General features: G+C 66.7%; 19 protein-coding genes. 1 reads left to right on the top strand and 18 read right to left on the bottom strand.

The features are described from left to right. Nucleotides 1-36 precede the first annotated feature (36 nt). From iscR to leuC, 18 genes are all read right to left on the bottom strand, one after another. Nucleotides 37-516, bottom strand: a complete 480-nt coding sequence (iscR, locus tag ACESLR_RS07475; protein ID WP_018145846.1) for a Fe-S cluster assembly transcriptional regulator IscR — start codon at nt 514-516, stop codon at nt 37-39. 181 nt (nt 517-697) lie between these two features. After that, nucleotides 698-832 carry a hypothetical protein gene (locus ACESLR_RS07470; protein ID WP_373023886.1) on the bottom strand — a complete coding sequence of 45 codons (135 nt, stop codon included), beginning with the start codon at nt 830-832 and terminating at the stop codon, nt 698-700. A 115-nt stretch (nt 833-947) separates the two neighbouring features. Then, entirely contained in the window at nt 948-1,532 is a 585-nt protein-coding gene (locus ACESLR_RS07465; protein WP_373023887.1) for a L,D-transpeptidase family protein, read from the bottom strand. Between the two features lie 13 nt (nt 1,533-1,545). Further along, nucleotides 1,546-3,054, bottom strand: coding sequence for an amidophosphoribosyltransferase (purF, locus tag ACESLR_RS07460; protein WP_373023888.1), 1,509 nt, complete (start codon nt 3,052-3,054; stop codon nt 1,546-1,548). A gap of 330 nt (nt 3,055-3,384) precedes the next feature. Then, nucleotides 3,385-3,936 (bottom strand): CvpA family protein, encoded by a 552-nt coding sequence (locus tag ACESLR_RS07455; protein ID WP_373023889.1) that lies wholly within the window; start codon nt 3,934-3,936, stop codon nt 3,385-3,387. 79 nt (nt 3,937-4,015) lie between these two features. Further along, nucleotides 4,016-4,597, bottom strand: coding sequence for an SPOR domain-containing protein (locus tag ACESLR_RS07450; RefSeq protein WP_373023890.1), 582 nt, complete (start codon nt 4,595-4,597; stop codon nt 4,016-4,018). Between the two features lie 113 nt (nt 4,598-4,710). Next, on the bottom strand, nt 4,711-6,048 hold the full coding sequence (locus ACESLR_RS07445) for a bifunctional folylpolyglutamate synthase/dihydrofolate synthase (protein ID WP_373023891.1): 1,338 nt from the start codon (nt 6,046-6,048) through the stop codon (nt 4,711-4,713). Nucleotides 6,049-6,056: 8 nt separating this feature from the next. Next, nucleotides 6,057-7,022, bottom strand: coding sequence for an acetyl-CoA carboxylase, carboxyltransferase subunit beta (accD, locus tag ACESLR_RS07440; RefSeq protein ID WP_373023892.1), 966 nt, complete (start codon nt 7,020-7,022; stop codon nt 6,057-6,059). 36 nt (nt 7,023-7,058) lie between these two features. Further along, entirely contained in the window at nt 7,059-7,892 is an 834-nt protein-coding gene (gene trpA, locus ACESLR_RS07435) for a tryptophan synthase subunit alpha (RefSeq protein ID WP_373023893.1), read from the bottom strand. Further along, nucleotides 7,889-9,097: a tryptophan synthase subunit beta gene (gene trpB, locus ACESLR_RS07430; RefSeq protein WP_373023894.1), complete on the bottom strand. Its 1,209-nt coding sequence runs from the start codon at nt 9,095-9,097 to the stop codon at nt 7,889-7,891. Before trpB ends, trpA begins: the two co-directional genes overlap by 4 nt. Then, entirely contained in the window at nt 9,084-9,725 is a 642-nt protein-coding gene (locus ACESLR_RS07425) for a phosphoribosylanthranilate isomerase (RefSeq protein ID WP_373023895.1), read from the bottom strand. Before ACESLR_RS07425 ends, trpB begins: the two co-directional genes overlap by 14 nt. A gap of 68 nt (nt 9,726-9,793) precedes the next feature. After that, nucleotides 9,794-10,636, bottom strand: a complete 843-nt coding sequence (gene truA / locus ACESLR_RS07420; RefSeq protein ID WP_373023942.1) for a tRNA pseudouridine(38-40) synthase TruA — start codon at nt 10,634-10,636, stop codon at nt 9,794-9,796. Nucleotides 10,637-10,643: 7 nt separating this feature from the next. After that, the gene (locus ACESLR_RS07415) at nt 10,644-11,345 is read right to left on the bottom strand and encodes a hypothetical protein (protein WP_373066924.1); all 702 of its coding nucleotides are present in this window, start codon (nt 11,343-11,345) and stop codon (nt 10,644-10,646) included. A 156-nt stretch (nt 11,346-11,501) separates the two neighbouring features. Next, nucleotides 11,502-14,012, bottom strand: coding sequence for a FimV/HubP family polar landmark protein (locus ACESLR_RS07410; RefSeq protein WP_373023897.1), 2,511 nt, complete (start codon nt 14,010-14,012; stop codon nt 11,502-11,504). 110 nt (nt 14,013-14,122) lie between these two features. Then, a complete protein-coding gene (locus tag ACESLR_RS07405) occupies nt 14,123-15,148 on the bottom strand; it encodes an aspartate-semialdehyde dehydrogenase (RefSeq protein WP_373023898.1) in 1,026 nt (341 codons plus the stop codon). A gap of 46 nt (nt 15,149-15,194) precedes the next feature. Next, on the bottom strand, nt 15,195-16,268 hold the full coding sequence (gene leuB, locus ACESLR_RS07400; RefSeq protein WP_373023899.1) for a 3-isopropylmalate dehydrogenase: 1,074 nt from the start codon (nt 16,266-16,268) through the stop codon (nt 15,195-15,197). A 204-nt stretch (nt 16,269-16,472) separates the two neighbouring features. Then, complete coding sequence (gene leuD, locus ACESLR_RS07395) at nt 16,473-17,117, bottom strand: 3-isopropylmalate dehydratase small subunit (RefSeq protein ID WP_373023900.1); 645 nt, start codon at nt 17,115-17,117, stop codon at nt 16,473-16,475. A gap of 3 nt (nt 17,118-17,120) precedes the next feature. Continuing rightward, on the bottom strand, nt 17,121-18,530 hold the full coding sequence (gene leuC, locus ACESLR_RS07390; protein ID WP_373023901.1) for a 3-isopropylmalate dehydratase large subunit: 1,410 nt from the start codon (nt 18,528-18,530) through the stop codon (nt 17,121-17,123). Between the two features lie 442 nt (nt 18,531-18,972). On the opposite strand from leuC, the gene ACESLR_RS07385 reads away from it, so the two are divergent. Next, nucleotides 18,973-19,772: LysR family transcriptional regulator (locus ACESLR_RS07385; RefSeq protein WP_373066920.1), on the top strand; the 800-nt coding region annotated here is incomplete at its 3' end.

Below are 19,772 nucleotides of genomic sequence, written 5' to 3'. Positions count from 1 at the left end.
CACGATCCGGTTTTCCGGATCGAACCGTGTGACGCGCTATGCCGCGTCGTTGCGGAAGATGAAGTGGTGCCGGGCACCACGCCGCTCGTCCTGGCGCCGCGCAACCTTCTGCACCTCCGGACGGTTGGCGAACTGCGCCAGGGTAATCCCGTCCAGGAAATCATAGAGCTGCTGGCTCAGGTCGTCCCACAGTTCGTGGGTCAGGCAGCGATCACCATCCTGGCAGTCCTTGTGGCCCTTGCAGCGGGTCACGTCGACCGACTCGTCCACCGCCGTGATGATGTTCGCGATGCTGATCTGGTCCGCGCGCTTGGCCAGGCGATAACCACCGCCCGGGCCCCGCACACCTTCCACCAGGTCGGCCTTGCGCAGCTTTGCAAACAGCTGTTCCAGATAAGACAGCGAAATGCCCTGACACTGCGAGATATCGGCAAGCGTCACGGGCCCGATCCGGTCGTGAATCGCCAGATCCATCATGGCCGTCACTGCATAGCGGCCCTTGGTTGAGAGTTTCATGGTTGTTGCCTCCGAATAACCTTGAGTATGTGTCCTGCTCGACATCCGTTCGCAGGCTTGCATCCATTCTTATTTCCTGACCACGCAGGTCAAGAATAATTCCCGTCATACCTGACTGCAACAGTCGGGAATATTTCCTCTATTCTAGCAGGAGAATGAACAAAAATCACCGAATGCTAACTTAGGTCTTGAGAGCCTCCCCGACTGGCGGGGTTCCCCAGCCGTACGATTCCCACCACAGCAGCGCCGGATCGCAGGCGATGCCGGACCCGACCCCGAGGTCGGACGGGTCGAAGGCGTACAGGGTCTTCAGCAACTATCGGAAGCAGCCGCATCCGCTGCAGGGCGTCATGCCGAAGGAGCCGGGGCATCGAAATCCATCCCGCCGGTGACCGAACAAGTGGGACCGGTCGATGCCAACCGCGCCCCGGTCAGGAAGGCTGGCCGAGATCCGGCACCGTCGGGCCGTCGAGGATCAGCACCAGGGTCCCGACGGGGAGGCGCGGGAACAACTCGATCACCTCGTCGTTACGCATACGCACGCAGCCCTCCGAGGCCGGCTCGCCAATGCGCCCTTCCTCATCGGTGCCGTGGATATAGATGTACCGGCTTCGCGAATCGACGTTGCCGCCCCGGTTGATACCCGGCTCCAGGCCTTCCAGCCAGAGGATACGCGAGGTGATGTTGTCGCGCGGGCTGCGGGCACCCGGCTCGGTGAGAATATCCGCGATCTGGCCGGTATTGCCCCGCGCCCGGAAGATCGTCCCCCGCGGGGCCCCCGCGCCGAAGCGTTCGGCAATCCGATGCAGTCCGAGCGGCGTGGTAAAGGTCCCTTCCTCGAAACCCACCCCTCGGGCCGAGGTCGACACGTCGAAGATATCGGTAACCCGCTCGCCCTCCCAAACATACAGCCGCTGCTGATCCACCCGGACCACCACGACCGGCATATCGTCGGCATTCGAGGCCCGTTCCCGGGCATCCCGCACCACGGGTTCGATCCATTGGAGACTGGGCAAGAGCACCTCGTATCTACTTCTTGTTGGCCAGGTCCAGCACCTCGCCGGCCACCGGCGTGTTCACCAGCCCATCGCCGCGCAGGGCCGCCAGATGCTCCAGGTAGTCCGGGGGCAGCCCGGTCACGTACTCCCCGGTGAAGACCGAGCAGTCGAACGTCTGGATGTTCTTGTTGCCGCGACGCACGGCCTTCTGCAGGTCCTCGAGGTCCTGGTAGATCAGGCGGTCGGCGGCAATGGCCTCGCAGACCTGCTCCTCGTCGCGCCCATGGGCGATCAGCTCGTCGGCCGCCGGCATGTCGATCCCGTACACGTTGGGATAGCGCACCGGCGGCGCGGCGGAGGCGAAATAGACCTTCTTCGCCCCGGCCTCGCGCGCCATCATCACGATCTCGCGCGAGGTGGTGCCGCGCACGATGGAATCGTCCACCAGCATCACGTTCTTGCCACGGAACTCCAGCGAGATCGCGTTCAGCTTCTGGCGTACCGATTTCCGCCGCTTGGTCTGGCCCGGCATGATGAAGGTGCGGCCGATGTAGCGGTTCTTGATGAACCCCTCGCGGTACTTGATATTCAGTTCATGCGCCATCTCCAGGGCCACCGTGCGCCCGGTGTCCGGGATCGGCACGATCACGTCGATGTCATGGTCCGGCCAGATGCGCCGGATCTTCTCGCCCAGCGCGGTCCCCATGCGCATGCGCGCGCGGTGGACAAACACGTTGTCGATCACCGAGTCCGGCCGCGCGAAGTAGACATGCTCGAAGATGCACGGGTTCAGACGGGTCTCCGCGGCACACACGCGCGTATGGACCTCGCCCTCGGGCGTGATGAATACCGCCTCGCCCGGTGCAAGGTCCCGCTCAAGATCGAAGCCCTGGGACTCCAGCGCGGCGCTTTCGGAGGCGACCATCCATTCGCGCCCGCCCTCTTCGGCCTCGCGTGAACCGTAAACAATCGGCCGAATGCCATGCGGATCGCGGAACGCCAGAAGACCGCCCCCGGCGATCATCGCGACCACGGCATAGGCACCTTCGGCCCGCTGGTGCACGCGCTCCACCGCATCGAACACCGAATCCGGCGTCAGCCCGTTGTCGAGGAAGCGCAGCAGCTCCTGGGCGAAGACGTTCAGCAGGATCTCCGAGTCCGAGTCGGTGTTGATGTGGCGGCGGTCGGTTGCGAACAGCGCCTGCTTCAGTTCGCGGGCATTGGTCAGGTTGCCGTTGTGCCCCAGCGTGATCCCGAACGGCGAGTTCACGTAGAACGGCTGGGCCTCGGCCGAGCTGGATGAACCCGCCGTGGGGTAGCGGACATGCCCGATCCCCATGTGCCCCGTCAGGCTCTGCATGTGCTGGTTGTTGAACACATCGCGCACCAGCCCGTTATCCTTGCGCAGGTGCAACCGGCCGTCATCGTCACAGGTCACGATGCCCGCAGCATCCTGCCCCCGGTGCTGCAGCACCAGCAGGGCGTCATAAAGGGGCTGGTTCACCGGGCTGCGCCCGACGATTCCGACAACTCCACACATACGGTTTCAGGCTCCAGGTCTACGACGTCGTTTAGGGAAACACGGATTCATGTACACGCTCGCGCTCGAGTCGCTTTTGCGTTTGAACAAGGCGCGGTGACTGCCGTGCAGTCATTCTGCACAAGGGAGCCGCAACGCCGTGCGCGCGCCCGTTTTCGTCAACAACGGGCGGCCGAGCTCCTGCATTCAATGGCTTGTGGGGTTGGCACCCCGGGTTCCCCGGTCCTGCGTTGCACCCCGAATCCATCAAAAACGGGCGGGTCGAACCACGACCCACCGCACGATGCGCCTGGTCTCGGAAAACCTGGGGTGCCAACGCGAGTGTGTACATTAATCCGTGTTTCCCTGGTCGCCGTCGGGGATCACGTCGTCGACAGGCTCGTCGCTCGCCAGCAGGTCTTGGATCTGCTCCTGCCAACCCTCCGGCAGCTGGGCAATCAGCCAATCCACCAGGCGTTCAAACTCGGGGATCAGGCGGCTGTTCTCCCACCAGGGCTCGTCCGGCATCAGCGTCAGCGAGGCAAGGAAGATCAAGACCGCCACCAGCAACACACCGCGCAGCAGGCCGAAGATCACGCCCAGCGAGCGGTCGGTACCGGTCAGGCCGCTGCCCTTGACCAGGCGGTTCGCCAGCACGCCGAGAATGCCGCCCACGATCAGGACCCCGATGAAGATCAGGGCAAAGCCGATTCCCAGGCGCAGGGTGGCGTCCGAGACCGCCTGAGGCAGCTGTTGCGCCACCTCGGCCGCGTAGCGGATCCCCAGCCACACCCCCACGATCCACGTGGCGAGCGAAAAGGACTCGCGCACGAAGCCGCGGAAAAGGCTGATCAGCCCGGATACAACGATCAGGGCAATGATGACGAGGTCGATCCAGTTCACGGGGCCGGCATCGCGTTCTGAAGGGGCGCGTAGTTTACCGCAGCCATCCGTCCCTCGCAGGGCCGCGCCATCCCGGCCATCAGGGGTGCGCCACCACGATGCCGGACAGTTCCAGCTCGTCCTCGAGGCTTTCTCCCAGCTTCACCGCCTCTTCGCGTTGCGCCAGCGGTCCGACCTTGACCCGGTAGATCGGGCGCCCATCGGCCGTGGAGTCGTCCATGAAGGCGGGCCAGCCGGCATCGCGCAGTGTGGCCACCTGCTCGCGCGCGTTGTCTTTGCCACGAAAACTCCCGATCTGCACCGCCCAGCCCGCCTGCACCGGCTCGTCGGGTTCCACCGTACGCATCGGGTCCTCCGCATCCCCGGACGCCATATCCGAAGACGCGCCCGCACCGTTCTCCAGGTTATGAAGATCGGCAACCGGGGCGCCTGACTCCGCTGCCGGCGCATCCGGAGCGTTGTCCCGGCTCGGGGCCGGCCGTTCCGAGGGCAGGGCAATATCGGGCTCCGCAAAACTGGGAGCAGCCGGCACCGGGTCGTCGATCCCGCTCATGTGCTCGTAACCCGCCCCGTCAAACAGCCAGGGCAGGAAGATGACCGCGAGCACGATCAGGATGACCGCGCCTACGAGGCGAAAGCGAATGGGGTTGTCGCTTGTCATGCGGTCATCCGGCGGCGGCTGGGTTGGACACGGTTGCGGGCACGCTCCTGTGCCCGTGACAGTACGCTCGCTCGCGAGGTGGCCGCAAGCCAGACCGGGAACCCCTGTACCGCTCACGCCCCATGCACTGCCTCGCCGGGCCGCGGGTCCGCCACGGCCTTCCCGGACAAGGCCGCGCGAGCCAGATCCGGGACCTGATCCAGCACGGCCGCCACGGTGTAGAACGACCCGAACACCAGCACGCGCCCGCCGGGTCCCGCACGGCGCCTCGCTTCCTCGACGGCCCCGGCGACGTCCTGCACGCGCGCCACCGACCGTTGCCCCGCCGCCTCCAGTTCGTCGGCCAGGGCCCCGACCGACAACGCCCTTGGCAGTTCCAACGGGACCGGGACCCAGGCATCAATCCGTCCATCCAGGCGGGACCACATTGCCGCGCGTTCCTTGTCGGCCATCACGGCGACCAGCGCCACCACAGGACCATCCACCGGGTGCGCCTCCAGCCAGCGCGCCAGTTCCCCCACCGCGTGCACGTTGTGGGCCACGTCCAGCAGCCATTGCGGCTCACCCTGCACCACCTGCAGGCGCCCGGGCGCGGAGATCCCCAGGGCCTGGTTGAACGTCGCGTCGGTGAGGCCCCCGCCGAAGCCCAGGGCTTCGACGACCGCCAGTGCGGTCGCGGTGTTCAGCAGTGCTGCTCCGTCGATTTCCGCAGCGGCACCCCGTACGTGCCAGATACGCGAGCGTCCCTGACAGTACCAGTGCAAAACCGCCCCTTCCCGCTTCAGCCCAAAATCCGGGCCGCTACGCAGGGCCTGTGCATCCAGTTGCCGGGCATGGTCCAGCACGCTCGTGGGCGGTTCCAGTTCGCCGAGCACCACCGGGCGCCGCGCCCGCATCACTCCAGCCTTCTCGCGACCAATCGCTTCGCGACTGTCACCCAGCCAGGCCTGGTGGTCCAGGTCCACCGCGGTAATCGCGGCGACGTCCGCGTCCCATATGTTGACGGCATCCAGGCGCCCGCCCAGCCCCACCTCCAGCACCTGTACCGCGACTCCCTGCTCGCGGAACAGCCAGGCCGCGGCAAGGGCGCCGAACTCGAAATAGGTCAGGGAATCGTCCGCGCGCGCCTGGTCGATCGCCTCGAAGGCCCGGCACAGGTCGGCATCGGACACGGGTTCGCCATCGATGCGGATGCGTTCGTTGTAGCGCAGCAGATGCGGCGAGGTGAACAGACCGACCTTCAGGCCCTGGGCCTGCAGCAGCGCGGCCGTTCGTGTCGCCACCGTCCCCTTGCCGTTGGTCCCGGCCACGATCACCGTCCGCGGGACACCTGCGTCGCGCAATCCGAGGCGGTCGGCGACCAGCGCGATGCGCTCCAGGGTCAGGTCCATGCCCACGGGGTGCAGCTGCTCCTGGAAGGCGAGCCACTCCGCCAGGGTTGTGAAACGCACTGGCGGCCTCAGGAGTTTTGCGACGGAGAAACGCGTTCGACGTCGACCCCGTCCTCGGGGCTGATCACCTCGACCGTGCCCTCGCCCCCGGCATTCTCCGCGTTGGTATCGGTACCCGGTGCCGGTGCATGGGTCAGCATGCCCAGGACCGCGGCCAGGCGGCTGCGCATATCGCGACGGTCGACGATCATGTCGACCGCGCCGTGTTCCAGCAGGAACTCCGAACGCTGGAAGCCCTCCGGCAGGGTCTCGCGCACGGTCTGCTGGATCACGCGGGGCCCGGCAAAGCCAATCAGGGCATTGGGCTCGGCCACGTTCAAATCACCCAGCATGGCCAGACTCGCGGACACCCCGCCCATGGTCGGGTCCGTCATCACCGAGATGAACGGGATGCGCTCTTCCTGCATGCGCGCCAGGACCGCGCTGGTCTTGGCCATCTGCAACAGCGAAAACAGGGCCTCCTGCATGCGCGCTCCGCCGGAGGCGCTGAAGCACACCAGCGGGATGCCCTGTTCCAGCGAACGGTTCGCGCCGCGCACGAAGCGCTCGCCCACCGCGGAGCCCATGGAGCCGCCCATGAAACGGAAATCGAACGCGGAGGCCACCAGCGGGCGCCCCAGCAGCCGGCCCTGCATCACCACCAGGGCGTCGCGTTCGCCGGTGGCCTTCTGGGCGGCTGCCAGGCGGTCCTTGTACTTCTTGGAGTCGCGGAATTTCAGGATGTCGGAGGACTCGATATCCGCCGCGATCTCCTCGCGGCCCTCGGCGTCCAGGAAGGTCTCCAGACGCCGGCGCGCGCTCATGCGACGGTGATGGCTGCATTTCGGACAGACGTCGAGATTGCGCTCCACCTCGGGGCGGTACAGTGTCGCGTCACAGCCTTCGCAGCGGACCCACAGACCCTCGGGCACGCCCCGCTTGGTGGCGTTGTCGGTGCGGATGCGCGAAGGCATCAACTTCTCGAACCAGCTCATGCCGTCTCCCCGTAATCCGAATCGGCGCCGCGCATTCTACACCGTGGCCGCCGCGCCCGGGGACCGCGCCGCGTCCATGGCCCGACGCATCTCGCCCACCACTGCCGCTGCGGCGCGGGCATAACCGGCACCATCACCGTCGTGCTCCTCGGCCAGGCGCACGATGGCGCTCCCCACCACCACCGCATCGGCTACTCGTGCCACCTGCGCTGCGGTTTCCGCATCGCGGATACCAAAGCCCACCCCCAGCGGCAGGCCGGTGTGGCATCGCAGGCTTTCCAGGCGTTCGGCCAGGGCCGAGACATCCAGGCTCTGCGAGCCGGTCACGCCCTTCAGGGAGACGTAGTAGACAAAACCGCGCGCCGCCCGGGCCACGTGGTCGATCCGGGTTTCCGAGGTCGTCGGCGCGATCAGGAAGATCGGATCGATGCCGGACTGTTCCAGCAGGCCCACCACGTCCTCGCTTTCCTCCGGCGGAAGGTCCACCGTCAGCAGGCCGTCCAGCCCGGCCGCCTTGGCCGTTTCGGCGAAGGTTTCGTACCCCATGCGTTCCACTGGGTTCAGATAGCCCATCAGGACCACCGGGGTGGTGGTGTCCTCCTTGCGGAACTCGGCCACCATCGCCAGCACGTCGCGCAGGCCGGTCCCGAAGCGCAGGGCCCGCTCACAGGCCTTCTGGATCACCGGACCATCGGCCATCGGGTCGGAGAACGGGACGCCCAGCTCGATCAGGTCCGCCCCGGCCTCCACCAGTGCGTGCATCAGGGGCACGGTGGCCCCCGGCTCCGGGTCGCCCGCGGTCACGTACGGGATCAGTGCCGCCCGGTTTTGTTCGCGCAGTTCGGCGAAGCGCCGTTCGATGCGGCTCATAGCGTAATCCCCTCGCGTTCGGCCACGGTGTTCAGGTCCTTGTCGCCGCGCCCGGACAGATTGATGATGATGCTCTGGTCCGGTCGCATCCGCGGCGCCAAATCCAGCACATGGGCAATGGCGTGGCTGGTCTCCAGTGCCGGGATGATGCCCTCGGTGCGCGTCAGGCGGTGGAACCCGGCCAGCGCCTGGTCATCGGTGACCGAGACATAGTTCACCCGGCCGATATCCTTCAGCCACGCATGCTCCGGCCCCACGCCCGGGTAGTCGAGCCCGGCCGAGACCGAGTGCGTGCCGATGATCTGGCCGTTCTCGTCTTCCATCAGGTAGGTGCGATTGCCGTGCAGTACGCCCGGCTGACCGGCACACAGCGGCGCGGAGTGCCGGCCAGTCTCGACGCCGTCGCCCCCGGCCTCGACACCGATCATCTCGACCGACTCGTCCGCCAGGAACGGATGGAACAGTCCGATCGCGTTGGATCCGCCCCCGACGCAGGCCACCAGGGTATCCGGCAGCTTGCCGGTCATTTCCAGGTGCTGCTCGCGCGCCTCGCGGCCAATCACCGCCTGGAAGTCGCGCACCATCGCCGGATACGGATGCGGTCCGGCGACCGTGCCGATGATGTAGAAGGTGTCGTCGACATTCGTCACCCAGTCGCGCATCGCCTCGTTGAGGGCATCCTTCAGCGTTCGCGTCCCGGATTTCACCCCCACCACCTCGGCACCCAGCAGGCGCATGCGGTAGACGTTCTGGGACTGTCGGCGGGTGTCTTCCTCGCCCATGTAGATCACGCATTCCAGACCCAGGCGCGCGGCCACGGTCGCCGTGGCCACCCCGTGCTGGCCGGCGCCGGTCTCGGCGATGATACGGGTCTTGCCCAGTTTCTTCGCCAGCAGCGCCTGGCCGATGGTGTTGTTCACCTTGTGCGCGCCGGTGTGGTTCAGATCCTCGCGCTTCAGGTAGATCTGCGCGCCACCCAGCTCCTGCGACAGGCGCTCGGCGTGGTAGAGGGGGTTGGGTCGCCCGACGAACTGCTTCAGGTCGTGGTCCAGCTCCGCCATGAATTCGGGATCGCGGATGTACTGCTCGTACACCTGCTGCAGCTCGTCCAGCGCCCCCATCAGGGTCTCCGAGACGAACCGGCCACCATAGGGACCAAAATGTCCGCGGGCATCCGGGAACGCCGCCCAGTCAATCTTGCTCATCAGTCTCCACCTCGCATTGGCGCACGGCCTGCACGAAGGCCCGCATGCGCCGTGCATCCTTGACCCCGGGTGCGGATTCCACCCCGGAACTCACATCGACCCCGTACGGGCGCAGGTGTTCCAGCGCCACACGCACCGAGTCGGCATCCAGACCCCCGGCCAGCAACCAGGGGCGGTCCAGGGCATCGGGCACGCGCTGCCAGTCGAAGCGATGCCCTGACCCGCCACTATGCTCTCCGCCATGGCTGTCCAGCAGGAATCCCTGGGCATCAGCGTGCGCCTCCATCACCGGGCGCGGGTCCTGCCCTTCGCCCATTGCAATGGCCTTCAGATAGGGCCGCCCGAAGCGTGCGCAGGACGGTCCCGTCTCGTCCCCGTGAAACTGAAGGCAGTCCAGCCCCACTGTCTGAAGCACCTGCTCGACCCGGGAGGGTTCCGGATCCACGAACAACCCCACCGTGGTCACGAACGGCGGCAGGGCCGCCACGATCGCCGCGGCACGGGCCGGCTCCACCACCCGGCTGCTCGGGGCGTGAAACACCAGCCCGATCGCATCCGCCCCGGCCTGTGCCGCGGCACGCGCCTGTTCCGGCGTGGTGACTCCGCAGATCTTGACCCTGTACCGCATGCCCGTCGACTCGAAGAAACGAGCCGCAAGCCTACCAGAACCCGGCCCCCGATCCGGCTTTCCCGCAATCACCCCGCTCCATTCCCCGGGATGCCCTCCAGCACGGGGCCACCCGCGATCGGCAGGGCGAACTCCTCCGGGTACTCGACATGGACGAAATAGAGCCCACCGGCCGGGGCCGTAATACCGGAAGCGCGGCGATCCCGCGCCGCCAGCACCTCCATCGGCCAGCTCGACTCGGCCCGACCATCCCCCACCGCCAGCAGAACGCCCGCGATATTCCGCACCATGTGATGCAGAAAGGCATTCGCGTGGATATCCAGGATGACGTAGGACCCGCGCCGGGTCACCGACAGCGAATGGACCTGGCGCACGGGGGATTTGGCCTGACACGCCGCCGCTCGCAGGCTGCTGAAGTCGTGCTCCCCGACGAAGGCCTGACCGGCCCGATGCATGCGCCCGGCCTCCAGCGGCCGTCGCCACCACGACACCCGCCCGGCCTCGAGCGCCGGACGGATCTCGCGGTTCGCGATCACATAGCGGTAGCGCCTCCCGAATGCCCCGAACCGGGCATGGAAGGTATCGGGCACCGGCTGCGCCCAAGTCAACGCAATCGCGTCCGGAAGTCGACTGTTGCTCCCCAGGACCCAGGCGTGTGGTTCGCGTTGTGCCGGGGTGTCGAAGTGCACCACCTGCGCGGTAGCATGCACCCCCGCATCGGTACGCCCCGCACAGCTCAGGTCCACCGGGTGATTCGCCACGAATCCCAGCGCCGCCTCGAGGTGCCCCTGTACGCTCGGACCGTCCTTTTGCCGTTGCCAGCCCAGCAGCCGGCGGCCATCGTATTCGACACCCAGCGCCCAGCGCTGGAGCGTCGCCGGCGCCGCCACGACCCCGGATGACACCGACACCCGTTCGCTACTCAAACCCTGCCCCCAGCGCCACCCACCACACCGCTACCGCGCCCGCCCAAAGCCAGGCCAGGGCACCCCTGGGGGCTCGCCAGCCCGAGGGGAGCCCGGATTCCACAGCCGTACCTGCCGCAACATCGCCACCGCCGGCGAGTGCCTGATCCAGACGCAGGACCAGCCACTCCCGTACCTGTGCCAACCGGGCTCGGCGCACTCCGCGCAAGCCCGCCCGGCGTTGCTCCAGTGCCCCCCGTTCACCCTCGAACAAGGCCAGTGCCAGAAACAAGCGTCGCGCGAAGCGCTCGCCCCATCCCCCCAGCACCTGACGAGGCCCGTCCAGAAGACCGCCAAGGGCGCGCACCAGGGCCGGACGGGGGAAGCGTCCGGTCAGCCAGACCACCAGCACCACTACCAGCATCAGTGCGGCGATCCGCCATCCGGCCTCCTGCAGTCCCGCGACCCAGTCTTCGGACCCCGTGGGCCACCACCCGTAGAACACCACCAGCGAGAGATAAAACCATTTCAGGCGCAGCACCAGCCGGCGCACACGACCCCAGTCCAGACCGGTCAAGCTCAACCCACCGGCCACCGTACCCGCGACGGTCACCACCAGCGGCTCGGCGGGCACCAGTGCCGCGGAAACCCCCAGCACCCCCAGCAACGCCACCCCCGCGGACGTCGCCTCTCCCGCGGCGGGGGCCGAACTCATCCGTTGCTCCGGGTTCGTCACGATTCAGCGTCCATCCCCGTCCATAAAACCAAAAGGCCCCGCCCGGGACATCGCCTCCGGACGGGGCCGTGCGTCGCAGCTATGACCGATTCTCGGTGCCGGCCTCACGAGACCGGCCCGACCCGGCTCCCGCAATCAGCTTCCCTGAATCTGATCCCGGATCGCCTCGGCCTCGCGCTTCTGTTCGTCGGTGCCGGAGCCCAAAACCTCGTCAATGAGCTCCTGTGCGCCCTCCACGTCGCCCATGTCCGCGTAGGCCTGGGCCAGACTCAGCCGCGTGACGTTCTCGTCATCGCCGGCCACATCCGTACCTTCCCCGGCATCGGCCGATTCCGACGCGGCAAGCGCCTCGTCCGAAGCCGGCAGACCTTCGTCCATATCCAGCCCGGTCTCCTGGCCTTCGCCACTGTCACCGCCACTTGCGGGCGCATCGACGTCCGGAAGTTCGTTCTCGTCGAGGTCGAAGGACAGATTGTTCAGGTCCTCGGCCGTCTGGCCTTCTTCCGTACTGGTCTCGGCCGCACTGGCGAGATCCTCTTCCAGATTCTCGTCGATATCGAACGACAGCCCTTGATCCTCTCCGGCACCCGGCTCTTGCGCATCTGCACGCGGCGAGGCCTCGTCCGTTTCCGGCAGCTCCAGACCCGAGAAATCAATCTCGTTGCTGTCTGCATCGTCCCCCGAAGCACCCGGCTCGACCGAAGCCGCGTCGTCAAGGGAATCGGCAGTGGCCACACCCGCCGCCCCGGAAGCACGGCCCAACTGCGACTCCAGCTCCGAGAGACGATCCCGCAGCGCATCGTCGTCCGGACCCAGGCGATCTCGCAGGGCCGTCGCCGCCTCGCGCGCGGCCGCCTCGTCCCCCAGCGCCACATGGGCCTCGACCAGCTTGATCCGGTATTGCTTGTTGTCCGGGTTTTTCTCAAGGGCGGCATTGAGCGTCTCGACCGCCTGGTCGTTCATGCCATAGGCAAGGCAGACATCCACCTCCGCCAGCACGTCGTCCATGCCCCCAGCACCCTCGCTGGTACTGGAGACCATTACTTCGCCGACGTCTTCCTCGGGCCCGGCCGGTGGATGGGCGGATTCCTCCTGCGTGGTCTCTGCTCCTTCTTCGGAGCGCGAACCCGCCGTCCCCGCAATGGTTCCGGCCGCCACTGCGGTCGCGGTCCCCGAGAATCCAGCCCCCGTTCCAGCGTCGCTACCCTCGACTTCACGCGCCTCGTAACCCGCGGAACCCACGGTCGCCGCCTGGACATTGCTGTTATCGGCCCGCGGCTTCAGACCCGCACCGCGCTCATCCACCACCACCTCGCGGCGGCCACCACGGGCAAACGCAAGCAGCACCAGCAGCAGCAGAATCACCAGCGCGATTGCCATCATCAGCAACAGCGGATCGTTCATGATGCGCTCGTGCAGCGGCGCATTGCGCTCGGCATCGGCACGATCCAGACGCGTGCGCAGCTGTTCGCGTTCGGCGCGCAGCTCGCTCAGCTGCTCCTCCAGTTCGGCCATGTTTTCGCTGGAAATGTCGGCCAGGCGACCGCGCTCGCCCAGTTCCTCGCGCAGCTCGGACAGCTCTTCACGCATGCCTTCCATCTCGGCGCGCTGGGACAGCAGGGACTCCTGCAACAGGTCCTCGGAGTCTCCCTGGGCGGCGCCCGCCTCGGCATCTTCCGGCATCACGTCGGCCACGATCTCCAGCCGGTCTTCCGCAGCCTCTTCCTCGCCCACGGACTCCTCGACTGCAGCGGCGTCGTCACTTGCGGCCGAATCGTCATCCGCGGCCACCGCCTCGTCGTCATCCTCGACCGCCGCGGAAGGCTCTTCCGCTTCTACGCCATCTTCCTCCGCTGCCTCGGCTTCATCCTCGACCGCTTCGCCCTCCCCCGCGGCGCCTTCGTCTTCCCCCGGGGCGGGTTCGGGCTCTTCGCGAGCCGCACGAGTGGATTCCTGCCAGGAGCGAGTCTGCTCGGCCACCTCGGCGCGCGCCTCGGCGCTGCTGCGTGCATCCAGCTGTTCGCGGGACGGCGTGCGCAGTTCGGCATCTGCCCGCAGCGAATTGATGTTGTTGCCAATAAAGGCCTGCGGGTTGGCGTCCCGGAACGCGAGCATGGCCTGCTCGTCGCTGTACCCCGAGAGGCCGCTACGGCGCACCACCGAGTAAAGCGTATCGCCATTGCGCACCCGGATGGTTTCGCCTTCACCGGGCGTGCTGGGTGCCGTATCCGGAGTCTCACTCGCAGACGGAGACGAGGCGCCCGAGGGCATGGTGCCGGGGGGGTCCAGCAGCAGTGAAACCTCGCGCATCGAACGGCCACCGTCCCAGCGAGCTTCCAGCAGGATGCCGACATAGGGCTCGCGCACCGGCCGCCGGGTCGTCAGGATGACCCGATCCTCTTCCAGCTCGATATTCAGGTCGCCCGGAACGCCACCACGATTCAGACCGGCCCGGCGGTATTCATCCTCGGACGCCTGGCGAATGCGCAGGGAATCCGCGACCCCCGCCGCTCCGCGCAAGGGTATCTCCGCTCGCAAGGGCTGATTCAGGAAGGATTGAAGGTCGACTTCACCGAAGCCCACGGAGTTCGAGGACGCCGGGGCCACCAGCAGCAAGAACAAAAACCCAACCAATAACTTGCGCACGAATTCCCCCCTGAAAGTGCCGCGTGGCCTCAATGCCCCGGCCGACACGGCCGACGACCCCCTGGCCACGGATGTGCCGGGGAGACTCCCCGGCGTTTTCCCGGATTAAATCACAGGTAATCCCGGATCAAAACCTCCGCGATCTGGATCGTGTTCAGCGCAGCACCCTTGCGCACGTTGTCGGATACCACCCAGAGGTCCAGTCCGCGGGGATGCGAGATGTCCTCGCGGATGCGGCCCACGAACACCGCATCCTTGCCGGAACCCTCGGTCACGGCGGTCGGATAGCCGCCATCCTCGTGCTTGTCCAGTACGGTAATCCCCGGCGCGGCGGACAGGATCTCGCGCGCCTTCTCGGCGCTGATCTTCTCCCGCGTCTCGATGTGCAGCGCCTCGGAGTGACCGTAGAACACCGGGATGCGCACCGCGGTCGGGTTCACCAGGATGGACTCGTCGCCCATGATCTTCCGGGTCTCCCAGACCATCTTCATCTCTTCCTTGGTGTAGCCGTTGTCCTGGAAGACATCAATGTGTGGCAGCGCGTTGAACGCGATCTGCTTGGGATACACGTTGCACTCCACCGGGCGGCCGTTCAGCAGCGCCGCCGTCTGGTGCGCCAGTTCCTCGATCGCATCCTTGCCGGTACCGGAGACGGCCTGGTAGGTCGCCACATTGATGCGCTCGATCCCCACCGCGTCGTGCAGCGGCTTCAGTGCCACCAGCATCTGGATGGTGGAGCAGTTCGGATTCGCGATGATCCCGTGCCGGGTATAGTCACCTACGGCATCCGGATTCACCTCCGGCACCACCAGCGGGATCTCCGGGTCGTAGCGGAACTGCGACGTGTTGTCGATCACCACGCAGCCGGCCGCCGCGGCCTTCGGCGCATACTCCGCCGAAACCGAGGCGCCCGGCGAGAACAGCCCGATCTGCACCGTGGAGAAGTCGAAGGTCGCCAGGTCCTCGACCTCCAGCTCGCGATTCCCGAAGGCGACCGTCTTGCCCACCGAACGCGCGCTGGCCAGCGCGTGCACCCGCCCCAACGGCAGGTCACGCTCGGCCAGGATGGCCAGCAGGGTCTCGCCGACGGCGCCGGTTGCACCGACCACGGCCACGTCAAACTTGCGGTCACTCATCGTTAATTCCCGGTTGAACTCTAATCTTCAAGTTTATGTATTTAAATTATTCTTCCAGCGCGGCGACCAGGGCATCGCCCATCCCCTGCGTACCCACCAGCGTCATGCCCTCCCCGAAGATATCCGGGGTGCGCAGGCCCTGATCCAGTACCCGGCCCACCGCGGCCTCCACGCGTTCGGCCAGGTCATTGCGGTTCAGGCTGTGCCGCAGCAACATCGCGACCGACAGAACCGTCGCCATCGGGTTGGCCTTGCCCTGTCCGGCGATGTCCGGCGCCGACCCGTGGATCGGCTCGTACAGGCCCACGCCCTCGCTGTTCAGCGAGGCCGAAGGCAGCATGCCAATGGAGCCGGTCAGCATCGCGGCCGCATCGGACAGGATGTCGCCGAACATGTTGCCGGTAACCATCACATCGAACTGCTTGGGATCACGCACCAGTTGCATGGCCGCGTTGTCCACGTACATGTGAGACAACTCGACCTCGGGGAATTCCTTTCCGACGCGCTCGACCACCTCGCGCCAAAGTTCGGAAACCTCCAGCACATTCGCCTTGTCCACCGAACACACGCGCTGGTTCCGGCGCATTGCAGCCTCGAAACCCGCGCGGGCGATGCGTTCGATCTCGGATTCGCTGTAGACCAGCGTATTGAACCCGACCCGCTCACCATTGCGCTCCTCGATGCCGCGCGGCTGGCCAAAGTAGATCCCCCCGGTCAACTCGCGCACGATCAGGATATCCAGCCCGCTGACCACTTCGGGTTTCAGCGTGGAGGCCGACGCCAGTTGCGGATACAGGATCGCCGGGCGCAGATTCGCGAACAACCCGAGATCCGAGCGGATGCCGAGCAATCCGCGCTCCGGACGCAGATCGCGCTCCAGCGACTCGTACTGCGGGCCGCCCACCGCGCCCAGCAGGATCGCATCCGCACGGCGCGCCGCCTCGCGGGTGGCCTCCGGATAGGGGTGCCCCGCCGCGTCATGCGCCGCGCCCCCGATCAGGCCCTGCTCGATCTCCAGACCCAGACCGCCAATCTCGCCCACGCGGTCCAGCACCTTCAGCGCCTCGGCCACGATCTCGGGCCCGATCCCGTCCCCGGGCAATACCAGAATTCGGCTCACAAACCACTCCCAATCAATTCAATTCAGGTCCTTAACCGTCATTGCAAGGCCCCGCCAGGGGCCGTGGCAACCTCCCAACAAGACCCCAACGTCCACCCCCGGCCCGCGGTGCCGGGGCCGCCCACGGAGATCGCAACGCTGCACTCCGCGCGATGACGGTGCATATTGCGACACCTGCGAGACGGTGCTGCTGCCGCCACCGTATTACGTGCGTTCGGCCATCCAGGGCCATTCGCGGCGCTGGCGCTCCTCGAACGCACGAATATCGTCCGCAAACTGCAGCGTCAGGGCGATGTCATCCAGCCCGTTCAGCAGGCGATGGCGGCGGTCCTCGTCCAGCGTGAACCTGAATACGGTACCGTCCGGCGCGGTCACGGTCATCTCTTCCAGATTCACCTCGACCTGCGCGCCCGGGTTCGCCTCCATCTGATCAAACAGGCGCTGCACCTCGTCCTCGGCCAGCACGACCGGCAGCAGACCGTTCTTGCAACTGTTGGAGAAGAAGATATCCGCGAACGATGGCGCGATCACCGCGCGAAAACCGAAGTCCGTCAGCGCCCAGACCGCGTGTTCCCGCGAGGAGCCGCAGCCGAAGTTCTTGCGCGCCAGCAGGATGGTCGCCTGGTCAAACGGTGCCTGGTTGAGCACAAAGTCCGGGTTCGGCCGGCGCTTCGAGCCATCCATGCCCGGCTCGCCCGGGTCCAGATAGCGCCAGTCGTCGAAGGCATTGGGGCCGAAGCCCGTGCGCTTGACCGACTTCAGGTACTGCTTGGGGATGATTGCGTCAGTATCCACGTTGGAGCGGTCCAGCGGCGCCACGATCCCCTTGTGTACGGTAAACGCCTGCATCGCTCAGCCCTCCAGCTTCGACGGTTCGATGAAATGCCCGGCGACGGCCGCCGCGGCGGCCAGCGACGGGCTGACCAGATGGGTGCGCCCGCCCTGCCCCTGACGGCCCTCGAAGTTGCGGTTCGAGGTAGAGGCACAACGCTCGCCCGGCTCCAGGCGGTCGGCGTTCATCGCGAGGCACATCGAGCAGCCCGGCTCGCGCCACTCGAAGCCGGCGTCCAGGAAGATGCGGTCCAATCCCTCCTGCTCCGCCTGTTGCTTCACCAGCCCGGAGCCCGGCACCACCATCGCCAGCTTGATGTTGTCGGCCTTCTTGCGGCCCCTCACCACTTCGGCGGCGGCGCGCAGGTCCTCGATGCGCGAGTTGGTGCAGGAGCCGATGAACACCTTGTCCGGACGGATCTCCGTCATCGGGGTGTTCGGCTTCAGGTCCATGTACTCCAGCGCCCGCTGCATGCCCTCGGCGCGTACCGGATCGGACTCGGCCGCCGGGTCGGGCACCCGCCCGTCGATCGGTGCGACCATCTCCGGCGAGGTGCCCCAGCTGACCTGCGGGGCGATCTCGGCGGCGTCCATCTCCACCACCGCGTCGAACTCCGCATCGGGGTCGGAAACCAGCGTGCGCCAGTACTCGGCCGCCCGCTCGAACCTCTCGCCGGTCGGCGCCTGCGGCTTGCCGCGCACGTAGTCGATGGTCTTCTCGTCCACGGCAACCATGCCCGCCCGGGCCCCGGCCTCGATCGACATGTTACAGATGCTCATGCGGCCCTCGATCGACAGGCTACGGATCGCCGAACCGGCAAACTCGATCGCATAGCCCGTACCACCGGCGGTACCGATGCGGCCGATGATCGCCAGCACCACGTCCTTCGCGGTAACGCCCGGGCGCAGCTCGCCTTCCACGCGGATCTGCATGGCACGGGTCTTCTTTTGCCACAGGCACTGGGTGGCCAGCACATGCTCCACCTCGGAGGTGCCAATGCCGAAGGCCAGCGCGCCCAGCGCGCCATGCGTGGAGGTATGCGAGTCACCACAGACCACGGTCATCCCCGGCAGGGTCGCCCCCTGCTCCGGGCCGATCACATGCACGATACCCTGGCGCACGTCTGCCATCGGGAAGAACTTCAGCCCCAGGCTCGTGACGTTGCTCTCCAGCGTCTCAACCTGGGTGCGCGAAACCGGGTCCGCGATCCCCTTGTCGCGATCGGCGGTAGGCACGTTGTGGTCCGGCACCGCCAGCACGGAATCCCCGCGCCACGGCTTGCGCCCGGCCAGCCGAAGCCCCTCGAAGGCCTGCGGACTGGTCACCTCGTGCACCAGGTGGCGGTCGATGTAGAGCAGCGTCGAGCCATCCGGCTCCTCGCGCACCACATGCGCCTCCCACAACTTGTCATACAGGGTCTTGCCTGCCATTTCCTACTCCCGCGGCCGTGCCGCGTTCTATCGTTCTTGCGACCCACCGCCGGCTATCCACCGGCGCTATACAGGCCCGCTCGTGCCCAGCGTCGCCACAAGCACCGCCATTGCGAAGAACCGAAGGCGATGCGGACACATCCTGAAGCTGACAGAGCGCCGGCATCCGGAATCCGGCGGCTTCGAACGGGGCTGCTTTGTCGCTGCACACCTCACAACGACGGTGCATCTGGCGGCGCCTTGGCATGACGGTGCTTTCTCCAGCGCCTCGCAATGACGTTGTTTCACAACGCCCGTTTAACCAGAGTCTGCGGTCCGGCCAGTATTCTTTCAAATCCGATTTCTTATCCGTATCATTCCATACGGTTATCCCACTGCCGGGTCATGCCGGGCCCGACTATCGAACGGGTCATTATCTCACGCAGGGTCTGGAGAGACACGAATGCGCCCGGAGCAACTGAGCGTCGAATCCCTGCAGGCCTTCGTCGCGGTTGTCGACACCGGCGCCTTCTCCGCCGCGGCCGAACGGCTGCACCTGACCCAGCCGGCGATCAGCAAACGTATCCAGTCCCTGGAAGCCACACTGGAACGCCCGCTGTTCGAGCGCCAGGGCCGCCGCGTACGGCCAACCGAGGTCGCGGAACGCCTGCTGCCCGAGGCCCGCGAAATCCTCGCCCGCCTGCGCGCCATCGAGCAGCAGGTGGCCGATCTCGATCAGGTGGTGCGCGGTCGCATCCGCCTGGCCACCTCGCACCACATCGCCCTGCACCGCCTGCCCGCGCCACTCTCCGCCATGCGCGAACACTACCCGGGGTTGGACCTGGAACTCGCGTTCATGGATTCGGAGGCCGGCATCGAGGCGGTCATGCACGGCGACGCCGACCTGGCCCTGGCCACCCTGCCCGAGGATCTGCCGAAGGGCACCGAGGCGCACACCATCTGGACCGATCACCTCGTTCCGATGGTCGCCCGCAATCGCGCTGACGCCACCCCGCGGGACACACTGCGGCGACTGCACGACTGGCCGGCCATCCTGCCGCCCGCGGATTCCACCACGCGACGCCAGATCGACCAGGCCCTGACCACCCAGGGCCTGCACCCCATCGCCGCCCAGGAAAGCCCCTACCTGGAAGTCATCCGCATGATGATCGCGGCCGGTCTCGGCATCGGGTTCCTCCCCCGCACCATGGCGACCGACGACCTCGCCATCCTTGACTGGCCGGGCGCGCCCGTCACCCGCCA

Source organism: Thioalkalivibrio sp. (assembly GCF_041685615.1).
Classification (GTDB): domain Bacteria; phylum Pseudomonadota; class Gammaproteobacteria; order Ectothiorhodospirales; family Ectothiorhodospiraceae; genus Thioalkalivibrio.
The sequence above is the reverse complement of the archived record's forward strand: the minus strand, read 5'-3'. Positions and strand labels throughout refer to the sequence as shown.

What these genes read in the sequence shown, in the direction of transcription:
- iscR (WP_018145846.1), bottom strand. Translation starts at nt 516, where the DNA reads ATGAAACTCTCAACCAAGGGCCGCTATGCAGTGACGGCCATGATGGAT.
- purF (WP_373023888.1), bottom strand. Translation starts at nt 3,054, where the DNA reads ATGTGTGGAGTTGTCGGAATCGTCGGGCGCAGCCCGGTGAACCAGCCC.
- ACESLR_RS07450 (WP_373023890.1), bottom strand. Translation starts at nt 4,597, where the DNA reads ATGACAAGCGACAACCCCATTCGCTTTCGCCTCGTAGGCGCGGTCATC.
- accD (WP_373023892.1), bottom strand. Translation starts at nt 7,022, where the DNA reads ATGAGCTGGTTCGAGAAGTTGATGCCTTCGCGCATCCGCACCGACAAC.
- trpA (WP_373023893.1), bottom strand. Translation starts at nt 7,892, where the DNA reads ATGAGCCGCATCGAACGGCGCTTCGCCGAACTGCGCGAACAAAACCGG.
- trpB (WP_373023894.1), bottom strand. Translation starts at nt 9,097, where the DNA reads ATGAGCAAGATTGACTGGGCGGCGTTCCCGGATGCCCGCGGACATTTT.
- ACESLR_RS07425 (WP_373023895.1), bottom strand. Translation starts at nt 9,725, where the DNA reads ATGCGGTACAGGGTCAAGATCTGCGGAGTCACCACGCCGGAACAGGCG.
- ACESLR_RS07415 (WP_373066924.1), bottom strand. Translation starts at nt 11,345, where the DNA reads ATGAGTTCGGCCCCCGCCGCGGGAGAGGCGACGTCCGCGGGGGTGGCG.
- ACESLR_RS07405 (WP_373023898.1), bottom strand. Translation starts at nt 15,148, where the DNA reads ATGAGTGACCGCAAGTTTGACGTGGCCGTGGTCGGTGCAACCGGCGCC.
- leuD (WP_373023900.1), bottom strand. Translation starts at nt 17,117, where the DNA reads ATGCAGGCGTTTACCGTACACAAGGGGATCGTGGCGCCGCTGGACCGC.
- leuC (WP_373023901.1), bottom strand. Translation starts at nt 18,530, where the DNA reads ATGGCAGGCAAGACCCTGTATGACAAGTTGTGGGAGGCGCATGTGGTG.